Source organism: Alistipes sp. Marseille-P5061 (genome assembly GCF_900290115.1).
GTDB classification, from domain to species: domain Bacteria; phylum Bacteroidota; class Bacteroidia; order Bacteroidales; family Rikenellaceae; genus Alistipes; species Alistipes excrementigallinarum.
This window is the reverse complement of record NZ_LT985748.1, coordinates 286,464-305,692: the sequence shown is the minus strand read 5'-3', so window position 1 is coordinate 305,692 and position 19,229 is coordinate 286,464. Positions and strand designations below refer to the sequence as shown.

At 61.2% G+C, this 19,229-nt stretch carries 13 protein-coding genes; 7 read left to right on the top strand and 6 right to left on the bottom strand.

Annotated features, from left to right (window positions below; genetic code table 11):
* The first annotated feature begins 342 nt into the window (after nucleotides 1-342).
* A complete protein-coding gene (gyrB, locus tag C8267_RS01185; RefSeq protein ID WP_106633366.1) occupies nucleotides 343-2,298 on the top strand; it encodes a DNA topoisomerase (ATP-hydrolyzing) subunit B in 1,956 nt (651 codons plus the stop codon).
* Nucleotides 2,299-2,380: 82 nt separating this feature from the next.
* Nucleotides 2,381-3,001 carry a uridine kinase gene (gene udk / locus C8267_RS01180; protein ID WP_087361859.1) on the top strand — a complete coding sequence of 207 codons (621 nt, stop codon included), beginning with the start codon at nucleotides 2,381-2,383 and terminating at the stop codon, nucleotides 2,999-3,001.
* Nucleotides 3,002-3,225: 224 nt separating this feature from the next.
* Here the strand turns inward: udk and C8267_RS01175 are convergent, their stop codons facing one another.
* The 5 genes from C8267_RS01175 to C8267_RS01155 form a co-directional block, all read right to left on the bottom strand.
* On the bottom strand, nucleotides 3,226-4,134 hold the full coding sequence (locus C8267_RS01175) for a PLP-dependent cysteine synthase family protein (RefSeq protein ID WP_106633365.1): 909 nt from the start codon (nucleotides 4,132-4,134) through the stop codon (nucleotides 3,226-3,228).
* Between the two features lie 287 nt (nucleotides 4,135-4,421).
* A complete protein-coding gene (locus C8267_RS01170) occupies nucleotides 4,422-5,567 on the bottom strand; it encodes an acyltransferase family protein (RefSeq protein ID WP_106633364.1) in 1,146 nt (381 codons plus the stop codon).
* A gap of 72 nt (nucleotides 5,568-5,639) precedes the next feature.
* Nucleotides 5,640-6,221: a Crp/Fnr family transcriptional regulator gene (locus C8267_RS01165; protein ID WP_087361862.1), complete on the bottom strand. Its 582-nt coding sequence runs from the start codon at nucleotides 6,219-6,221 to the stop codon at nucleotides 5,640-5,642.
* A 245-nt stretch (nucleotides 6,222-6,466) separates the two neighbouring features.
* Nucleotides 6,467-6,748 (bottom strand): helix-turn-helix domain-containing protein, encoded by a 282-nt coding sequence (locus C8267_RS01160; RefSeq protein WP_106633363.1) that lies wholly within the window; start codon nucleotides 6,746-6,748, stop codon nucleotides 6,467-6,469.
* Complete coding sequence (locus C8267_RS01155) at nucleotides 6,730-9,213, bottom strand: substrate-binding domain-containing protein (RefSeq protein WP_158699653.1); 2,484 nt, start codon at nucleotides 9,211-9,213, stop codon at nucleotides 6,730-6,732. Before C8267_RS01155 ends, C8267_RS01160 begins: the two co-directional genes overlap by 19 nt.
* 449 nt (nucleotides 9,214-9,662) lie before the next feature.
* Between C8267_RS01155 and C8267_RS01150 the strand changes: the two genes are divergently transcribed.
* On the top strand, nucleotides 9,663-10,841 hold the full coding sequence (locus C8267_RS01150) for an MFS transporter (RefSeq protein ID WP_106633361.1): 1,179 nt from the start codon (nucleotides 9,663-9,665) through the stop codon (nucleotides 10,839-10,841).
* Between the two features lie 22 nt (nucleotides 10,842-10,863).
* Nucleotides 10,864-11,757: a carbohydrate kinase family protein gene (locus tag C8267_RS01145; RefSeq protein ID WP_106633360.1), complete on the top strand. Its 894-nt coding sequence runs from the start codon at nucleotides 10,864-10,866 to the stop codon at nucleotides 11,755-11,757.
* A gap of 687 nt (nucleotides 11,758-12,444) precedes the next feature.
* On the opposite strand, the gene C8267_RS01140 is transcribed toward C8267_RS01145, so the two are convergent.
* Complete coding sequence (locus C8267_RS01140) at nucleotides 12,445-13,371, bottom strand: helix-turn-helix domain-containing protein (RefSeq protein WP_106633359.1); 927 nt, start codon at nucleotides 13,369-13,371, stop codon at nucleotides 12,445-12,447.
* 171 nt (nucleotides 13,372-13,542) lie between these two features.
* Between C8267_RS01140 and C8267_RS01135 the strand changes: the two genes are divergently transcribed.
* The 3 genes from C8267_RS01135 to C8267_RS01125 are packed head-to-tail and all read left to right on the top strand — an operon-like array spanning nucleotide 13,543 to nucleotide 19,082.
* Entirely contained in the window at nucleotides 13,543-14,607 is a 1,065-nt protein-coding gene (locus tag C8267_RS01135) for an efflux RND transporter periplasmic adaptor subunit (protein ID WP_087361881.1), read from the top strand.
* Nucleotides 14,607-17,762, top strand: coding sequence for an efflux RND transporter permease subunit (locus C8267_RS01130; RefSeq protein ID WP_234025683.1), 3,156 nt, complete (start codon nucleotides 14,607-14,609; stop codon nucleotides 17,760-17,762). Before C8267_RS01135 ends, C8267_RS01130 begins: the two co-directional genes overlap by 1 nt.
* A gap of 3 nt (nucleotides 17,763-17,765) precedes the next feature.
* Nucleotides 17,766-19,082 (top strand): TolC family protein, encoded by a 1,317-nt coding sequence (locus C8267_RS01125; protein ID WP_106633358.1) that lies wholly within the window; start codon nucleotides 17,766-17,768, stop codon nucleotides 19,080-19,082.
* Nucleotides 19,083-19,229: the final 147 nt, after the last annotated feature.

Here is a 19,229-nt window from a genome sequence, read left to right as displayed (position 1 = left end):
CTGTAATGCCCGGGGCACGGACGAGTGCCGCCCGTGGACTGGAACAGATGCTTTCCAGGAACCGGGAGCCGCGGTCGGATGCGGGGGCGCATGCGGTATCGGTTGGCGCTCCCGGGGTGTGCCGGCGGCGTGGCCTCCGCTCTTCGGGGCGGCGGGGCTGCGTGCCGCCCGCCGTGCTCTTTTCGGGCCGGTGCGGGATACGGCGGACCCCTCGACCGGATGCTTCCGGCGCAATCCTCCCTTTGTATGATTTTCCCCGTAAAAACGGCATAATGCCCCGGCCGGAGTGTTTGAAACTCCGGAAATTTTTCGTACATTTGTACGATATTTCAAACGCGACAAATGAGTACTGAACAAGAAAACGTAAAGAAGCAGACCGAAGAGTATTCCGCTTCGAATATTCAGGTCCTGGAGGGGTTGGAGGCCGTGCGCAAGCGTCCGGCCATGTACATCGGCGATATCGGAGAGAAGGGTCTTCACCATCTGGTGTACGAGGTCGTGGACAACTCGATTGACGAGGCGCTGGCGGGCTTCTGCACCCATATCGAAGTGACCATCAACGAGGACAACTCCATTACGGTGCGCGACAATGGCCGCGGTATCCCGACCGACTTCCACGAGAAGGAGGGCAAATCGGCACTCGAGGTCGTGCTGACCGTGCTGCATGCCGGCGGCAAGTTCGACAAGGGCAGCTACAAGGTCTCGGGCGGTCTCCATGGTGTGGGCGTTTCGTGCGTCAACGCGCTTTCGACGCTGCTCATCGCCGAGATTCACCGCGACGGCAAGATTTTCCGTCAGACATACAGCAAGGGTACCCCCACCTCCGAGGTTGAGATTGTGGGCACCTGCACCGACCGCGGTACCATCATCACCTTCAAGCCCGACGCGAGCATCTTCACCCATACGACCGAGTACAAATACGACATTCTGGCCAACCGCCTGCGCGAGCTGGCCTTCCTGAACAAGGGAATCCGCCTCACGCTGACCGACAAGCGTCAGAAGGACGAGGAGGGCAACTTCCTCTGCGAGCGCTTCTACTCGGAGGAGGGCCTCAAGGAGTTCGTGCGCTACCTCGACGCCACGCGCGGCGAGCCGATTACCTCGATTATCTACCTCGATACCGAGAAGAACGGCGTGCCGGTCGAGGTGGCCATGCAGTACAACGACTCCTTCTCGGAGAACGTGCATTCGTACGTCAACAACATCAATACGATTGAGGGCGGTACCCATCTGACGGGCTTCCGCCGTGCGCTGACCCGCACGCTGAAGAAGTATGCCGACGACTCGGGCATGCTCGCCAAGCTGAAGTTTGACATCAACGGCGACGACTTCCGCGAGGGTCTGACGGCGGTGGTATCGGTTAAGGTGGCCGAGCCGCAGTTCGAAGGTCAGACCAAGACCAAGCTCGGCAACGACGAGGTGGCCGCAGCCGTCGACCAGGCGATGTCGGCCGCCCTGGCCCACTATCTGGAGGAGAATCCCAAGGATGCTAAGGCCATCGTGCAGAAGGTGATTCTGGCGGCTCAGGCCCGCCATGCGGCCCGCAAGGCCCGTGAGGCGGTGCAGCGCAAGACCCCGCTGTCGGGTGTCGGACTGCCGGGCAAGCTGGCCGACTGCACGAGCCGCGACCGCTCGATTGCCGAAATCTTCTTCGTCGAGGGTGACTCGGCAGGCGGTACGGCCAAGTCGGGTCGCGACCGCAACTACCAGGCCATCATGCCGTTGCGCGGTAAGATTCTCAACGTCGAGAAGGCGCAGGAGCACAAGATGTGGGACAACGAGGAAATCAAGAACATGTTCACGGCACTGGGCGTGACCATCGGCACGGAGGAGGACTCGAAGGCCCTCAACCTCGAGAAGCTCCGCTACGACAAGATTATCATCATGACCGATGCTGATGTCGACGGCAGCCACATCGCCACGCTGATGCTGACCTTCTTCTTCCGCAAAATGAAGGAGCTCATCGAGAACGGCCACGTCTACATCGCCACCCCGCCCCTCTACCTGGTCAAGAAGGGCAAGCAGGAGCGTTACTGCTGGACCGAGAAGGAGCGCGACACCATCACGGCCGAGTTCGGCAAGGGTGCCCACGTGCAGCGCTACAAAGGTCTGGGTGAGATGAATGCCCACCAGCTGTGGGAGACGACGATGAACCCCGACACGCGCATCCTGCGTCAGGTCAACATCGAGAATGCCGCCGAGGCCGACCGCATCTTCTCGATGCTCATGGGTGACGACGTGCCGCCCCGCCGCGAATTCATCGAAAAGAACGCCCATTACGCCAACATCGACGCGTGATGCAGGTATGCAATGAAAAGGATTGTCTCCCTCAGCGGCGGCAATCCTTTTCTTTAGATAAAAACTCCTAAAAACTGACCGTATGGAAGTTACCGTTATCGGAGTGGCCGGAGGAACCGGCTCGGGAAAGTCGACGCTCGTCAAGCGTCTGCAGGAGGCCTTTCAGGGTGACGACGTCGCCACGCTGTGCCACGACTACTACTACAAGGCGCATCCCGAATTGACCTACGAGGAGCGCACGAAGCTCAACTACGACCACCCCCAGGCGTTCGATACGCAGATGCTGGTCGAACACATCAAGGCGCTGAAGGACAACGTGCCCATCGAGCATCCGGTCTATTCGTTCGTCGAGCACGACCGCACCTCGGAGACGGTCTGCGTCAAGCCTTCGCGCGTGATTATCGTCGACGGCATCCTGATTTTCGAGAACAAGGAGCTGCGTGACCTGATGGACATCAAGGTCTACGTCGATACCGACGCCGACATCCGGCTGGCGCGCCGCATCCTGCGCGACGTCTGCGAACGGGGCCGGACGATGCAGTCGGTCATCACGCAGTATACGACAACGGTCAAGCCCATGCACGAGGAGTTTGTCGAGCCGTCGAAGAAGTATGCCGACGTCATCATTCCCGAGGGCGGCTTCAACTCGGTAGCCGTGTCGATGCTTATCCAGAACATCCGCTCGCTGATAGAGAACAAGTGACGGGAAGATGGTGTGCCGGAGGCGCTCCGCCGGTCGCGGGCGATACGTTCTGGTGATACCGAAACAGGCCGAAGGGCGGGACCCATTGGGGTCCCGCCCTTCGGGCGTTTTTGCGGCTGCCGGAGGCCTCAGCTTTCCGGCGGGCCGTGTCCGGCGGCTGCGGCACAGTGACCGTTGCCGGATGACAGGGTGCCCGGCCGGCGATGCCGCAGGACTTTCCGGCGCTAATCCTCCGCAAGGTCGGCGAACATGGTGGTGCTGAGGTACTTCTCGGCCCGGTCGGGGAAGATGACGACGATGTTGCCGTGGTCAATCCGCTCGGCGATGTGCAGGGCCGCAATCATGGCGGCGCCGCTGCTCATGCCGGCGAAAATCCCCTCGCGGGCGATAATCTGACGCGCCATGGCAATGGCCTCCTCGCTCTCGACCATAACCTGCAGGTCGATGCGCGAGGGGTCGTAGATGGCCGGTACGATGGCCTCCTCCATGTTCTTCAGCCCCTGGATGTAGTGGCCGCGGACCGGATGGGCCGAGACAATCCGGATGTCGGGGTTGCGTGCCTTCAGAAAGCGGGAGATTCCCATGATGGTGCCCGAGGTACCGAGTGCGCTGACGAAGTAGTCGATGCGCCCTTCGGTCTGTTCCCAGATTTCGGCGGCCGTCTTCTCGTAGTGCGCCTGGTAGTTCTGCGCGTTGCTGAACTGGTCGGGCATGAAGTACTTGCCGGGATGCTCGGCAACCAGCCGCCGGGCCAGACGAATGGCTCCGTCGGTCCCCTCCTCGGCCGGGGTCAGGGTGACCTTCGCCCCGTAGGAGCGGATGATTTTCCGCCGTTCGACCGAGACGGCGCGGCTCATCACGATTTCGACGGGATAGCCTTTGACGATGCCGATGACGGCCAGTCCGATGCCCGTATTGCCCGATGTTGGCTCGATGATGGTCTGCCCCGGGCGGAGGCGCCCTTCGCGTTCGGCCTGCTCAATCATCTGGAGCGCGATGCGGTCCTTGATGCTGCCCGTGGGGTTGAATCCTTCGAGTTTGGCCCATATTTCGACGTTGGGTTTGCTGTTCAGCCGGTTGATGCGTACCATCGGCGTATTGCCGATGGTTTCCAGAATGTTATTCTTCACCATTGGATACGATGAGTTTGGGTAAAACCTTGATTATGTAAAAAGCGGAAAAAAGAGGAGCCGCATGGACGGGCCTTAAGCCCGCTCCTTCGGGATGAGCTTTAACAACAGCAACAACAAGCCGCGATGCACCAGCCGGCGTATGCGGAACGCATCCGGAGGTTCATGGTTGCAATCTGTTGTTTCTGGCTCCTCATAGTCTCGATGAATGCCGAAAGGCAATTCAGCGGACAAAAATAGAAAACGAAACGAAAAAAAGCAAATCCCAAGTGCGAAAATTTCGGGGGGGGCTACTGCCGGCGCGGCCGGAGGAAGCGAGCCGTGAGGAGGCGACGCAGCGGTTCGTCGTAGATTTTCAGCACGAACCACGCCAGCAGGATGTTGCCCGCAAAGAGCGCTGCGGCGACGGGCCACACCTCGGAGAAGGTGTATCCGTGGTTCCATACCCAGGCGTAGAAGAGGTACATCGAGGGATAGTGTACCATGTAGAGCGGATAGGAGATGTCGCCCAGAAAGCCGCAGATGCGGGCCGTTGCCGCATCCGTGGCATGGCCCGAGGCGCCGAGCCAGAGCAGCAGCGGGAAGAGCAGCAGCGTGCTGAGCGTGTCGTAGAGGCCGTTGAAGAGGTGGTTCTGCTCCGAGCCGACATAGGGCATGGCGAGCAGCACGGCCAGCGAGAGGCTGCAGAGCCAGAAGGCGCCGCGGATGCGCACCGGGCGGAAGCGCCGTGCGAGGAGCAGTCCGGCGGGGAAGGCGAAGAGCAGCCGCAGCATTCCGCCCGGGAAGTTGCTGCCGGCGAGTGTCCACCCTACCCCCAGATGGCCGTATCCCGACAGGTCGCCGATGGCAAAGGCCGCCAGCGCCGCACCCGTGAGGGCGACGAGCAACGTCAGCCAGCGCGTCGGCAGCCGCCGGAGCAGCAGCATGTAGAGCAGGTTGCCCAGATACTCAAAGAAGAGCGACCAGCCGGGGCCGTTGAGCGGATACATCTCGCCGTTGCCGCGCACCTCGTGCCCGGCGCCGGGCCATGCGGGGATGAGCAGCAGGCCGCAGAGCAGTGCCGCAAGCACCATGCCGGTCGAGACCGGCTCGCCGTTCCAACGCACGCTTCCCTGCACGAAAAAGGCTGCGGCACCCAGCAGCGCCCCCAGGACGACCATCGGGTGGAGGCGGATGAGGCGCCGCTTGATGAAATCGCGCATGCGCAGCCCGCGGCCCCACCGCTCGTCGTAGGCGTAGCCAATCACGAATCCCGAAAGGAGGAAGAAGAAGTCGACGGCCAGATAGCCGTGGTTGAAGCGCTGGTCGACGGGGCTGGTGGCGAAGGCCTCGAAGAGGTGGTACCAGACCACCAGCAGAGCGGCGACGCCGCGCAGGCCGTCCAGCAGTTCGTAGTGGGGTTTCGAATCGGAGAATGCCGTATGGGGGGTGAGCATGGTGCGGTCGTTTTCGGAGTTCAGTGACGCTGCAAAGTTAAGGAGCGGCGGGTGAATAAAATTTGCGCTGCGTCAAATTCCTGCACCGCGCTTCGCCTTTTTTGCCCGCAGCCGGCTCAGCGTCGAGAGCGAGATGCCCAGGTAGGAGGCGATGTAGCCCAGCTGGGCCCGTCGGCAGACGTCGGGAAACTGACGGCAGAAGGCCTCGTAGCGCTCCTCGGCCGGGAGCGTGAGGCGCTCCTTGTGCGAACGGTGGAGCCGCCGGTACTCGTTCTGGTGGATGATGAGCCCCCAGTTGGCCAGTTCGAGGTTCGTGCGGAAGAGTGTGCGCAGGTCGTCGAGTGCAATCCGTCGCGCGGAGGTCTCCTCGAGTGTCTCGACCACCTCCTCGCTGCGCCGGCCGTAGTAGAGCTCGTCCATGCTGAAGACGATTCCGCCCTCGCTCGAGAAGGAGGTGGTAACCTCCTCGCCGTCGACGACCCAGAACGAGCGGGTCATCCCCTGCTCGAGGAAGTAGGCCGAATGGCAGAACTCCCCGTCGCGGACCAGCTGGTAGCGCTTCGGGAAGCGGCAGGGGGTCGTGACCTCGACAAGGCGGCGTTCGCTCTCGGCGGAGAGCGGGCAGAGCATGCGTATGGCGTCGATGAAGTACATGTCGGGAGGCGGGCCGCGGTTGCGCGGCTGTACAAAGGTACCGAATTCCGCCGGAAAAGCCAAATCCCTGCGTCGTGCGGACGGCGCAGCTGCGTCGTGGCGCGGCGCTGTCGGAAAAAGGGACGGGCGTCGGTGTCCGGAGAGCGCCGGGAACTCGGCCTGCGCCCTGCGGAGAGGGCGTAATGCGAAAACGCACCTCGCCGGGCAGAAGGTGCGTTTCAGCGCGGGCGATGCGGTCGGGCGCTCTATTTTGCCACTCTGTTGCGGACGTCGGTCGGAGTCTCCCCGTAGACGTCGCGGTAGCATTTCGTGAAATAGGATGGAGCGGAGAAGCCCGTTTCGTAGGCAATCTCGCTGATGCTCTTGTCCGTGGTGGTGAGGAGCGTGCGGCCCCGCTGCAGGCGCAGCAGACGGATTAGCTCCACGGGGGCGTAGTTGGTGAGCGACTTGATTTTGCGGTAGAACTGCGAGCGTTCGAGCCCCATCCTGGCGGCAATCGAGTCGATGCTCAGGTTGGCATTCCCCATCTCCTCCTGGAACAGGGCGAGGAAGCGGTTGTAGAATTCGTTGTCCGGTCCCCGGCCGGGGCATTCGGGCCGGACGTCGGGCGCTCCTGCTTCCGGCCGCCTGCCGGGAGGGAGGAGCTCCACAGCTCACGGATTCGTTTCCGGTTGGCGATGAGGCTCGCGCAGCGGGACTTCAGCACGGCGCTGCTGAACGGCTTGGAAAGATAGCCGTCGGCTCCGCTGTCGTATCCCTGTGCCCGCTGTTCGTCCATCGAGCAGGCCGTCAGCATCAGAACCGGGATGTGCGAGGTCGAAAGCTCGTTCTTGATGCGCCGGCAGCACTCCAGTCCATCCATGACCGGCATCATGACGTCGCAGATGACCAGGTCGGGCACGTATCTGGCCGCCAGCCGCACCCCCTCCCGGCCGTTCGATGCCGTGAGGATGTTGTAGTCGGCGCTCATCAGCTCCTTGATGAGCAGCCGGATGTCCCGGTTGTCGTCGATGACGAGGATGATGGGCTTGTCGGCGTCGAAGGAGGTGTGGTCGTCAATCGTCTCGAACTCGGCCTCGACGTTGTGCTGCCCTGTTGCCGAGTCAACGTCTTCCGCTCCGGTCTCCGTGGTGGCCGGGGCGACGTGACGGACGGGGAGCGTCACCGTGAAGCGGGCTCCCTTGTGCAGCTGGCTCTCGACCGAGATGGTGCCTCCGTGGAGCTCCACGAAGGCCTTGGCCAGCGACAGACCGATGCCCGAGCCGCGGGGGTGGATGCGGTCGGCCTGGTAGAACCGGTCGAAGATGTTGCCGATGTCGTGCTCGCTGATACCCTCGCCCGTGTCGGCGACCTCGAAGGTCAGCTGCCGGGCATCGCAGCGGCAGCGGACGGTGATGGAGCCGTTGCGGGGCGTATATTTCAGCGCGTTGGAGAGCAGATTGAAGAATACGCGCTCGATTTTCTCCACGTCGATGGCCAGCGGGAGGGACTGCCCGGCCGCGGGGGCCTCCAGCTCCAGTTTGATGCCCCGCTTGCAGGCAACCGCATGGAACGACTCCATCCATTCGCGGATGCATTGGTTGAAGTCCACCTCCGAGCGATGGACCTCCAGCTTGCCGTTTTCGTATTTGCGGAAGTCGAGTATCTGGTCAATCAGGCGGCGGAGTATCCGCACGTTCTTCTCCGCAATCTTCATGAGGGTGTGCTGCTGCGGGGTGAGGTTGTCGGCTGCGGCGAGCTGCGCAACGGGCTCCGAGATGAGCGTCAGCGGCGTGCACAGGTCGTGCGACACGTTGGTGAAGAACATCAGTTTGGACTGGGTGGCGTTCTCGAGCTGTTCGTTGAGCCGCTTTTGCTTGTCGCGCTCCTCCTCCAGAAGGCGGTTCTGCTGCATGAGCTCCTTCTGGTGGCGGCTGTGCTGCCACCAGGCTCTCAGCAGGAGGAATCCGACGCCGCAGAGCAGCAGGATGATGGCGATGCCGGCGTATAAGAGCGACTTCTGGGCGGAGTATTCGGCCTGGAAGAGGTCAATCCGGGTCTTGAGCAGTTCGATTTTGCGGGTCTCCTCCTTAAGCATCTCGTTCTGCCGCAGCAGGATGTCGGCGTTGCTCCGGTCCACGGCTGACGAGACGGGCAGGATGGTCTCCCGCTCATAGGGCTCGTGCTTCAGAATGGCGAGCGCCGTGCGGACGAGGCGGTGCCCCTCCGTGGGATAGAGGAACGTCGCATCGATGATGCCGTCGGCCACCGCCCGGATGCCGATGTCGGGGGCGGCGTCAATACCTATTATCTTTATGTCGTCGCGTCCGAGGCGGCGGGCAACCTCCGACGCCCCGATGGCCATGCGGTCGTTGTGGGCATAGATGAGGTTCGTTTCGGGATGGATGCTTAGCAGGGAGTCCACGACGGGGACGGCATCCTCCTTGTTCCAGTTGCCCGGGGCGCTGGCCAGCAGCGTGCCGCCGGCCGATTCGAGCTCGCGGACGAATCCCCGATGGCGCGCCGCGGCCGGCGTGGAGCCCCTCAGTCCGGATATCTCGATGGCACGGGCCTTACCCCCGAGCAGGTGCATGGCGTAGCGGGCCGCGGCGCGCCCGGTCCCCTCGTCGTCCGCGCCGATGCGCGCCGTATAGCTGCGGCTGTTGATGTTGCGGTCGAAGATGACGACGGGAATCCCCGCTTTGTATACCTCGTCGATGACGGGCGTCAGGGCCGCCGCCTCGTTGGGCGACACGATGAGGATGTCGAAGCCGTTTTGGACAAAGTAGCGGATGTCGTCGATTTGTCTGGCGCTGCTGTCGTCGGCCGAACGAATCTCCACCACGGCATCCTTGTGAAGCATGATTTCACGATTGATTTCGTCGTTCATCTTCGTGCGCCAGTCGTCCTGGCTGCATTGCGAGATGCCGATTCTGTAGACTTTGTCCCGATGGCATCCGGAGAGCCCCGACAAGAGCAGCAGGCATAGAGCGAGAGGAAGGATTCTGTGCATAGGTTCGTTTTGGCGTCCCAAATTTAATTCATATTCTTCGCCCAAAATGCGGATGTAATCATAAAACAAACGCTTCGCGCCACAATTTTGACAGACAATGCACGATATTTTATAGGTTCGGAACCGGTTCGTTGCTAACTTTGCAATACCGTATGCGCCTCTCCGGAGTTCCGGAGATGGCCGTGCAGGATACCAACCGAAGAACTCATACGCAGTGGAGATGAACATCGACAAGAGCCCGTCTGTGGTCATGCAGCGGGAGCTGACGCCGCCGGCATCGGCCTCCGTGAGGTGCGGTGTCGGGTTGCGACGCCCGATTGCGGGCCATGCCCCTTTCCGGACGACGGGCGAGGCCTGCCGCCTGCAGTTGCCGCTGCAGGGGCGTTCCGACGATGCGGAATCTGTGCGTATGTCCCCTGCTTGAAGTCTAACCTAAATAATACCTGACCATGTCACAATCGCTTATCACCCGCCGCAAATCGTTTTTGCTCCGGATTATCCCGGTGATGCTCTGCTTCTTTGCCATGGGGTTTGTCGACCTCGTGGGCACGGCCTCGAACTACGTGCAGCAGGACCTCGGGCTGACCGATGCACAGGCGAATCTCTTTCCCTCGCTTGTCTTCTTCTGGTTCCTGATTTTCTCCGTGCCGACGGGCATGCTGATGAATAAAATCGGACGGAAAAACACGGTGCTCATCAGCCTCGTGGTCACGGCCGTATCGCTCTTCATCCCGACCTTCGGTGACAGCTATCTGATTATGCTGGCTTCGTTCTCGCTGCTCGGCATCGGAAACGCCATCATGCAGACGTCGCTCAATCCGCTGGTTACGAACCTTATAAGCAGCGACCGGCTGGCTTCGACCCTCACCTTCGGCCAGTTCGTCAAGGCCATCGCCTCGTTCCTGGCTCCGATTATTGCGGCGTGGGGCGCCACTACCCTCCTCCCCGTCTTCGGCCTGGGCTGGCGGGTGCTGTTCGTCATCTATGCCGTCATCTCGTTGCTGGCCATCTCGCTGCTGGCCGCTACGTCCATCGAAGAAGACCGCCCCGTTGCGGCGTCGAGCATCGGCCAGTGCCTCAAGCAGCTCGGCAGGCCCTTCATCCTGCTCTCCTTCCTCGGAATCATGTGCCATGTCGGAATCGACGTGGGAACCAACACCACCGCTCCCAAAATCATCATCGAACGGCTGGGTCTTCCGCTCGAGGATGCCGGATTTGCCACCGGAATCTACTTCATCTTCCGTACCATCGGCTGCTTCCTCGGGGCATTCATCCTGCGCGCCATCTCGCCGAAGCTCTTCTTCGCCATCAGCGTGCTGATGATGCTCGTCGGCATGAGCCTGCTGGCTCTGTGCGACACCCTTGCACCACTCTACACGGGCATCGGACTGATTGGATTCGGCAACTCGAACATCTTCTCGGTCATCTTCTCGCAGACGCTCGTCTATGCCTCGGACAAGAAGAACGAGGTGTCGGGCCTCATGATTATGGGCCTCTTCGGCGGTACGGTCTTCCCGCTGGCGATGGGCTACGCGGCCGATGCCGTCGGACAGATTGGCGCCGTTGCCGTCATGACCGTCGGAGTGCTCTACCTTCTTTACTATACGTTGAAAATCAAAAAGATATAGTTCAATCTAAAATACCGATTCAATGAACGCAAATGATGTTGTCGTAGGAATGGGCGAAGTCCTGTGGGACATGCTCCCCGAAGGGAAAAAGATTGGCGGCGCACCGGCCAATTTCGCCTATCATGTCTCCCAGTTCGGATTGCCGAGTTGCGTGGTGAGCGCCGTGGGTGAGGATGCGCTGGGAAAGGAGATTCTGGATAACTTTACCTCGAAGGGGCTCAACTGCCACATTGCCACGGTGCCCTATGCCACGGGAACCGTGCAGGTGAGCATCGACCAGGCGGGGGTTCCCCAATATGAAATCAAGGAGAATGTGGCGTGGGACAACATCCCCTACACTCCTGCGCTCGAGGCGCTCGCCCGCCGGACGAAGGCGGTCTGCTTCGGCTCGCTGGCCCAGCGCAGCGTGGTGTCGCGCAACACCATCGGCAGCTTCCTGGATGCCATGCCCGAGAATGACGAGACGCTGGTAGTCTTCGATGTCAACCTGCGTCAGGGCTTCTACAACAAGGAGATTCTCTGCAACTCGATGAAGCGCTGCAACATCCTGAAGATAAACGACGAAGAGTTGATTCAGGTAAGCCGCATGTTCGGCTATCCGGGCATCGACCTTCAGGACAAGTGCTGGATTCTCCTGGGAAAGTACAATCTGAAGATGCTGATTCTCACCTGCGGAATCAACGGCAGCTACGTCTTCACGCCGGGCAACATCTCGTTCCTGCCCACCCCCAAGGTGGAGGTGGCCGATACGGTGGGTGCCGGCGACAGCTTCACCGCTGCCTTCATCTCGTCAATCCTGAAGGGCAAGAGCGTCGCCGAGGCGCATGCCCTTGCGGTCCAGACCTCCGCCTATGTCTGCACCCAGAAGGGTGCCATGCCGGTGCTGCCTCCGCAGTTGACGGGACAGCTGCAGTAGCTGTGGCACGGATGTGATTCTTTTATGCGGCAATCGGTCGGGAGTATCGTCTCCCGACCGATTGTTTTTGGGACCGCGCCGCGATGGAATGCTCCGGGAAGAGGGCTCTTCGGGACCCTTCTTCCGCCTCAGGCCGACAGGACGCTTGAAGTACGCGCCGAATAAAGCGTCCCGATGCCGCTCCAGGCCATGCGGTAGCGGGCATTGCTCATCCGGCTGCCGGTTGACTGCCGGGAACTGAATAATGCCTTCGATGGCTACGCCTCAGACCTGCTTTTGAGGCGTGGCCTGTTACGGCGCGCAATCGGTTCCAAGGTTTGGATGCGAAAATCTCGATTACGTGCCTGGAAAGAGATTCATCTCCTTGCCACCTCCGAACGGTTGTATGCATGGCGCGAAGAGTGATGGCTTGCAGAGTCGTTCTTTGTATTCGATGTGGCGGTCTTCGCTCCTGTACTTCAATTCCGGACGGCACGAAAACTTGGATTGGTCGGAATATATACGCATCCTGGTTTTTCCATTCGGAACACGTTTAGTGTACATGCCAAGGTGGCGAGTGGCCGAAAGAGACAGCCGCCGGGGACCGGAACGGCCGGGAATGTGATTCTCATCCGACCGTACTCTACCCTCCCCCGAGTATCCGGCAGGTAACATTGTCCCCGCAATCATCGGCAGGAACGTGTAGACCTACATCTCCTTGTAGGCAGTCGGCGAACAGCCGACCGCCTTCTTGAAGTAGACCCCGAAAAACGATTGATTGGCGAAATTCAGCAGGTCGGCGACCTGCTGAACCGTATATTGGCCGCTCTTCAGCAACGCTTTGGCCTCGAGAACCACATAGTCGCGAATCCAGTCGCCGGCATGGCGTCCGCTGACGGCATAAACCACCTGCGAGAGGTATTTCGGGGTCAGGCAGAGTCGGTCGGCATAGAACTGAACGCTGCGCTGCGAGGCGTAGTGCTGCCGCAGCTCCTCGAGAAAACGGTCAAAAATCTGCCTTTTGCGCGACCCCTGTCGGGAGTCCTGCTCCTCGACCAGCGGGGCCATCAGCTGACAGATTTCACCGTAGAGCACCTGCAGGTAGCCCTTCAGGACCTCGTGCTTGAACCGGAAGTCTGGCTGGCGGAGCTTTTTGCGCAGGGCCCGGCAGAGTTCCAGTATCTCGGACGTCTGCTCCTCGGTGAGCTCGAGCAGCGACTGCTGCGAAAGGAACTTGCGCACGATGAGCGCCCCTTCGCTGTTCTGCTCCGAAATGATGTAGCTGTTCGACAGGGCGATAAGCACTATGCGGCAGTCGGCCGAAATGTCGAGGCATTGGCCGATGGACCCCGGAGTGACTATCAACAGCGAGTTGCGGTGCAGCTCGTATTCATTGAGGTTTAGCCGCACGCGCATCCTCCCGCCCAGACACAACTGCATCATGGCTGCCTGAATCTTGAAGGGATACGGTGCCGTGAGTATGGAAACCATCGACGGGTCGCTCGAATAATTGCGCGAAGGCCCCGCTTCGCCGAAATCGCCGGCCAGAAAGAACTGATTGTCGACGATGCAGTCCTGCTCGTCGAAGGGTATCATCGCCAGATTGAGTGCATTGAAGTCCCGGAGTTCATCCATTGTCGTTCGCTTTATGTCGACAAATATACGGATTCAAACAGGAAAATCGGTTGTTTTTCACTCAAAAGGTCTGTTTTGCCATCCTTTCGAACAACATGACGGCAGCATGTGACAAAAGCCTTCACGGAAAAATCTGGAACTTTGCCGGTGAAAATTTCAAAAATGATGGCAATGAAGACAGCAGTAAAGAGCGTCGGGCTTGCACTGGTTGCAGCCCTGACGTGCGGCTGTGCGGGGAGTCCGTCCAACGAACCCTACGTACAGAGGGTGAGCCTGACGCGGCCCGAGCTTCTGGGCGGCGAAACAATCCGCACCTTTTCGGGCGTCGTCCGTGCGGCCCACGAGGTGAACCTGGGATTCAAGACGGCCGGACAGATTGCCCGGATTCACGTGGAGGAGGGTGACTACGTGCGGCGCGGAGAGCTGCTCGCCGAACTCGACGACGCCGACTACCGGCTGGCGGTCGAGGCGTTGCAAATCCAGTACGACCAGCTCAAGGATGAGGTCGAACGCACGAAGCAGCTTTTCGAGCAGAAGAGCGTCTCGGCCAATGACTTCGAGAAGGCCAGCGCCGGGCTGCGGCAGCTGGGCGTACAGCTGCAGGCCAACCGCAACAAACTCAACTATACGAAGCTCTACGCTCCGACCGACGGCTATATCCAGAAGGTGAACTTCTCGCCGGCGGAGATGGTCGATGCCGGGACGGCGCTTTTCTTGCTGCTCGATGTCTCGCGCATGGAGGTCGAGGTCGACATTCCGCCCGTCGAGTACCGTCGCCGCGACCGCTTTACGCACTTCGCCTGCCGTGCGGCGGGTATCGACGGGGAGATGCCGATGCGCCTTTCGGGCATGCCGCCCCGGGCCGACGGCAACCAGCTCTACCATGTGACGCTCGCCTTTGCGGGACAGCCCGACCGGCGGCTGACGGCCGGCATGAATGTCGAGGTGCTCATTGGCGTGGCCGATACGACGGGCCGGCAGGGTTACGCTCTCCCGTTCGGGAGCATCTTCCTCGAGGGGGAGACGCCCAGCGTGTGGGTCTTCGGCGCCGATTCGACCGTGCGGCGCCGGGCCGTTGTGCTCGGCAATACCGATGCTGAAGGCCGGGCCGTCGTTGTCGGAGGGCTCGATGGCGGCGAATGGGTTGTTCGGGCCGGAGTGTCGGCTCTTGAAGAGGGCGAGAAGGTCCGTGTGGTGGCCGAGCCGAGTCAAACCAATGTGGGAGGGCTGTTGTGATGAAGATGAAGCTGACCGAATTTTTCATGCGGCGGCCGGTGTTGTTCTGGTCGCTTGTGGGAGCCATCCTCATCGCCGGAGTGCTGTCGTTCCTCTACATGCCCAAGCTCGAGGACCCGGCCGTGGCGGTCAAGCAGGCGATGGTCGTGGTTCCCTGCCCCGGAGCGAGCGCCCACGAAGTGGAGCTGAAGGTGGCCCAGCTGATGGAGGACGAGCTGCGGGCGCTGCCCAACGTCAAGAAGGTGAAGAGCGAGTGCCGCAACGGCTCGGTGCTGCTGACTGTTGAGTTCCAGATGACGGTGCTGAACCGGGACCTGGAGCAGCACTTCGACCTACTGCGCCGCAAGGTGAGCGACGTTGCGTCGCGCCTGCCCCAGGGGTGCTACGACCCGGTGGTCATCGACGACATGATGGATGTCTACGGCATCTTCTATGCGCTGACGGCCGACGGATACGGCTATCCCGAGATGTACCGCTATGCCAAGTATCTGCGGCGTGAACTGCTCGACGTGAAGGGCGTCAAGCGGATTAACATCGCCGGCAACCGCGACGAGGTAATCAACATCATCCTCTCGAAGGAGCAGATAGCGCGCAACGGAGTGATTCCGACGCAGATAACCTCGGCGCTGCAGCAGGCCGGCAAGACGGTCAACGCCGGGGCCTATCTGAGCGGCGACGAACGCATCGCCCTCTATGTCGATTCGGCGGCCGACGACGTGGAGGAGATTCGCAATCTGGAAATCCGCACGATGGACAGCCGTCAGATGCGCATCGGCGATGTGGCCCGTGTCGAGCGGGGCTACGCCTCACCGCAGCGCAACGGGTTCTTCGTGGACGGAAAACCCGCCCTGGCCCTTTGCATCGCCATGGAGTCCTCGGCCATCGTTCCGGATGTGGGCAAGGCGGTCGATGCACGGCTCGAGGAGGCCATGAAGCAGCTTCCGGCCGGCTTCCGTACGGAGAAGATTTTCTTCCAGCCCGACAAGGTTTCGGAGGCCATCTCGTCGTTCATGTGGAACCTGCTGGAGTCGGTCGTGATAGTCATCCTGGTGCTCATCTTCACCATGGGATTCCGCAGCGGTTTGATTATCGGGTTCGGACTGGTGCTGACGGTGGCCGTCTCATTCCCGATTCTGCTGACGTGCGGCACGACGCTGCAGCGCATCTCGCTCGGTGCCTTCATCGTGGCGATGGGCATGTTGGTCGACAATGCCGTGGTGATTATGGACGGCATCCTGATTGACAAGAAGCGGGGCCTCTCCCCGAAAACATACCTCTACCGCATCGGCCGCAATACGGCCCTGCCGCTGCTCGGGGCGACCGTCATCGCCGCCTCGACCTTTCTGGGCATCTACCTCTCGCCCGATTCGGCGGGCGAATATGCCGGCGACCTCTTTCTGGTGCTGTGTGTGAGTCTGCTGGCCAGCTGGGTGCTGGCGCTGGTACAGGTGCCCGTATGTGCCAAGTCGTGGCTTCCGGCCCGCGAAAAAGCTCTGCCCGGAGCGCAGAAGCCGGCCGTGATGAACTCGCCGGTCCACCGCTTCGTGCGCCGCACAATCGCCTTCCTCATCGGGTACAAGCGGGCGACGATTGTCGTGGCCTTTGCCGTGCTGGCCCTTGCGCTCTTCGGCATGACGCGTGTCAAGAACCTCTTCTTCCCCGACTTCGACTACAAGCAGTTCGTCGTCGAGTGCTTCTTCCCCTCGGCCACGGATGCCGACCGGGTGCGTGACCGTCTGCTCGAGATGAGCGACAGCGTGCGGCTCCATCCGGGCGTCGACCGTGTGGCTGTCAGCCAGGGCAGCGCCCCGGCACACTATTGCCTGGTGCGTCCGATGACCTCGGGCGGCGACTGCTACGGTGAACTGATTGTCGACTGCCCCGATTACAAGACCGTTCTCAAGACGATTCCCGACATCCGTCGGCAGTTGCGTGAGGAGTTTCCCGAGGCCTATGTCCGCATCCGCAAGTACAACTTCTCGATTTCGACGTCGCATACCGTCGAGGTGGAGTTTGCGGGTCCCGACCCGGCCGTGCTGCGCGAGCTGAGCGCGCAGGCCGAGGCCATCATGCGCCACTCGCCCTATGTCGATGTCTACTCCGTGCAGAACAACTGGAAACCGAAGGGCAAGGCGCTCGTTGCCGAGTTCAACCAGCAGGATGCCCTGCGGGCCGGAATCGGCCGTGGAGATGTGGCCAACGCCCTGCTGGCTGCCACCGACGGCATGCCGGTCGGCGTGCTGAACGACCAGGAGCGGATGGTGACGTTGAACCTCCAGGTGCGCAACGACGACGGCAGCCGCATCCGCAACCTCGACGAGATACCCGTCTGGAGCATGATGAACCTGCGTATGAGCAACGAGGAGCTGCAGGGTGCGTTGGCCGGCGGTCGCGGGATGAGCGAGCTGCAGGAGCGCATGTTCCGCGCCATGCCGCTCGGAAATGCCGTGCGCGACATCCGCCTCGACTGGGACGAGGATGTGGTGCTGAGGATGAATGGACGGAGGGTTATCGAGGCGGAGTGTGACCCCAACCCCGACTGCGACGAGGCGACGCCGGCCCGCGTTGTCGAGTCCATCCGTCCCGAAATCGAGGCCATCGCGCTGCCCGACGGTTATACGATGCGCTGGGTGGGCGAAGGCGAGCTGCAGGGTGAGGCCATCGGCAATCTGATGAAGTACCTGCCGCTGACCATCTTCCTGATTCTGGCCATCCTGCTGGCGCTGTTCAACAGCTGGCGCAAGGTGCTGCTCATCCTCCTTTGCTTCCCGTTTGTCTTCTGCGGCATCACCCCCTCGCTGCTCCTGACGGGACAGCCGCTCACCTTCATGGCCATCATCGGCATGATGGGACTCATCGGCATGATGGTCAAGAACGCCATCGTGCTGGTCGACGAAATCAACCGGCTGCAGACCGAGGAGTACCAGTCGCCCTATACGGCCGTCATCGAGGCGACCGTCTCGCGTGTGCGGCCCGTGCTGATGGCCTCACTGACGACCATCGTCGGAATGATACCGCTGGTCGGCGACCCGATGTACGGCTCGATGGCCCTGACCATCATGGGCGGCCTTACGGTCGGTACAATCATCACGCTGGTGCTGCTGCCGCTCTTCTATGCGGCCATGTTCCGGATTCGCAAACCTCAAAACGCTTAAGAGATGAAAATCAAACCCATATATGCACTTCTGGGAGCAGCCCTGCTGTCGGTCCTTGCGACGCGGGCCCAGCAGCCGCTGCCGCTCTCGCTGGCCGAGTGCCGCGAACGGGCGCTTGCCCACAGCGAGGAGCTGCAGCAGGCCGATATCCGCCTCGAGCAGGCGCGTCTGGACCGTCGCATCGCCTCGGCGGCCGCTCTTCCGAAAATCGAAGGTTCGGCGACGGGTGCCTATGTCATGCCTGATATCGACATGATGGGCATGGAGCTGCGCATGCGCGGCACCTACATGGCGGGACTCACCCTCACGCAGCCGCTCTATGCCGGCGGCAAGATTTCGGCCGCCCGTCGTATGGCGCGCATCGGTGAAGAGGTGGCCGGCGAGCAGCAGCGCATGACGCGCATGGATGTGCTGGTCGAGGCCGACAACGCCTACTGGACACTGGTGGCCGTCGACCGCAAGGTGTGCATGCTCGAAAGCTACGCCGCGCAGATGGATACGCTCTATGACCAGGTATCGGTGGCTTTCCAGACCGGCATGGCCATCGAGAACGACCGGCTGCGCATCGAAGCCAAGCGCAGCGAAATCCACTACCAGCTCCAGAAGGCCCGCAACGGAGCCGACTTGTGCCGCATGTCGTTGTGTCGGGTGATTGGCGTGGATAGCGACCAGCGTCCCGTGCCGACCGATACGCTCTTCCAGCCGTCGGCGCCCGGTCTCCTGTCGGCCGAGCTCGATGCCCGGCCCGAATTGCGGATGCTCGAACAGCAGGTGGCCATCGGCGAGCAGCAGATTCGCGATGCCCGTTCGGCGATGCTCCCCACGGCGGGGCTTTCGCTCGGTTATACCTACTACGGCAACATCAAGCTGCATAGCATGGTCGATGCCGGAGGCGGCAACTACCTTCCCTATACGCAGGAGTTTCGCGACGGACTGGGAATGGCGATGGTGGCCGTGAAGATTCCGATTTTCCACTGGGGCGCGAGCCGCAAGAAGGTTCGCAAGGCGCGTTACGAGCTGCAGAACGCGCAGCTCGACCTGCAGAAGAATACGCGCCTGATGACGCTCGAGGTCGAGCAGGCAATCCGCAACGTCGAGGACGGTTACCGGATGATTCAGACGGCCGGACTGGCCTTGCGGCAGGCCGAAGAGAACCTGCGCGTGATGCGTAACCGGTATGCTGCGAAGATGGCACCGCTGACTGACCTCCTCGATGCCCAGTCGCAGTGGCAGCAGGCCGAGAGCAATCTCATCGAGGCGCAGACGCAGTACCGAATCTACGAGACCGAATACCTCAGAAGCACCGGAGCGTTGGAGTAATCGCAAAGGGTGAGCGTTTAAGGGGCGTGGCCGGAATTCCGGCCACGCCTTTTTATGCCCTTTCTCATCATACGCCGCAAATCATGATGATACGCATTGTGCTGAATATCTCCTTGATAAACTCCCCACCCGGTTGTTTTTTGCTTT

Bases quoted from the DNA above. Each gene is read 5' to 3' on its own strand.
- gyrB (WP_106633366.1), top strand. From the start codon at position 343: ATGAGTACTGAACAAGAAAACGTAAAGAAGCAGACCGAAGAGTATTCC.
- udk (WP_087361859.1), top strand. From the start codon at position 2,381: ATGGAAGTTACCGTTATCGGAGTGGCCGGAGGAACCGGCTCGGGAAAG.
- C8267_RS01175 (WP_106633365.1), bottom strand. From the start codon at position 4,134: ATGGTGAAGAATAACATTCTGGAAACCATCGGCAATACGCCGATGGTA.
- C8267_RS01170 (WP_106633364.1), bottom strand. From the start codon at position 5,567: ATGCTCACCCCCCATACGGCATTCTCCGATTCGAAACCCCACTACGAA.
- C8267_RS01165 (WP_087361862.1), bottom strand. From the start codon at position 6,221: ATGTACTTCATCGACGCCATACGCATGCTCTGCCCGCTCTCCGCCGAG.
- C8267_RS01160 (WP_106633363.1), bottom strand. From the start codon at position 6,748: ATGGGGAATGCCAACCTGAGCATCGACTCGATTGCCGCCAGGATGGGG.
- C8267_RS01155 (WP_158699653.1), bottom strand. From the start codon at position 9,213: ATGCACAGAATCCTTCCTCTCGCTCTATGCCTGCTGCTCTTGTCGGGG.
- C8267_RS01150 (WP_106633361.1), top strand. From the start codon at position 9,663: ATGTCACAATCGCTTATCACCCGCCGCAAATCGTTTTTGCTCCGGATT.
- C8267_RS01145 (WP_106633360.1), top strand. From the start codon at position 10,864: ATGAACGCAAATGATGTTGTCGTAGGAATGGGCGAAGTCCTGTGGGAC.
- C8267_RS01140 (WP_106633359.1), bottom strand. From the start codon at position 13,371: ATGGATGAACTCCGGGACTTCAATGCACTCAATCTGGCGATGATACCC.
- C8267_RS01135 (WP_087361881.1), top strand. From the start codon at position 13,543: ATGAAGACAGCAGTAAAGAGCGTCGGGCTTGCACTGGTTGCAGCCCTG.
- C8267_RS01130 (WP_234025683.1), top strand. From the start codon at position 14,607: ATGAAGATGAAGCTGACCGAATTTTTCATGCGGCGGCCGGTGTTGTTC.
- C8267_RS01125 (WP_106633358.1), top strand. From the start codon at position 17,766: ATGAAAATCAAACCCATATATGCACTTCTGGGAGCAGCCCTGCTGTCG.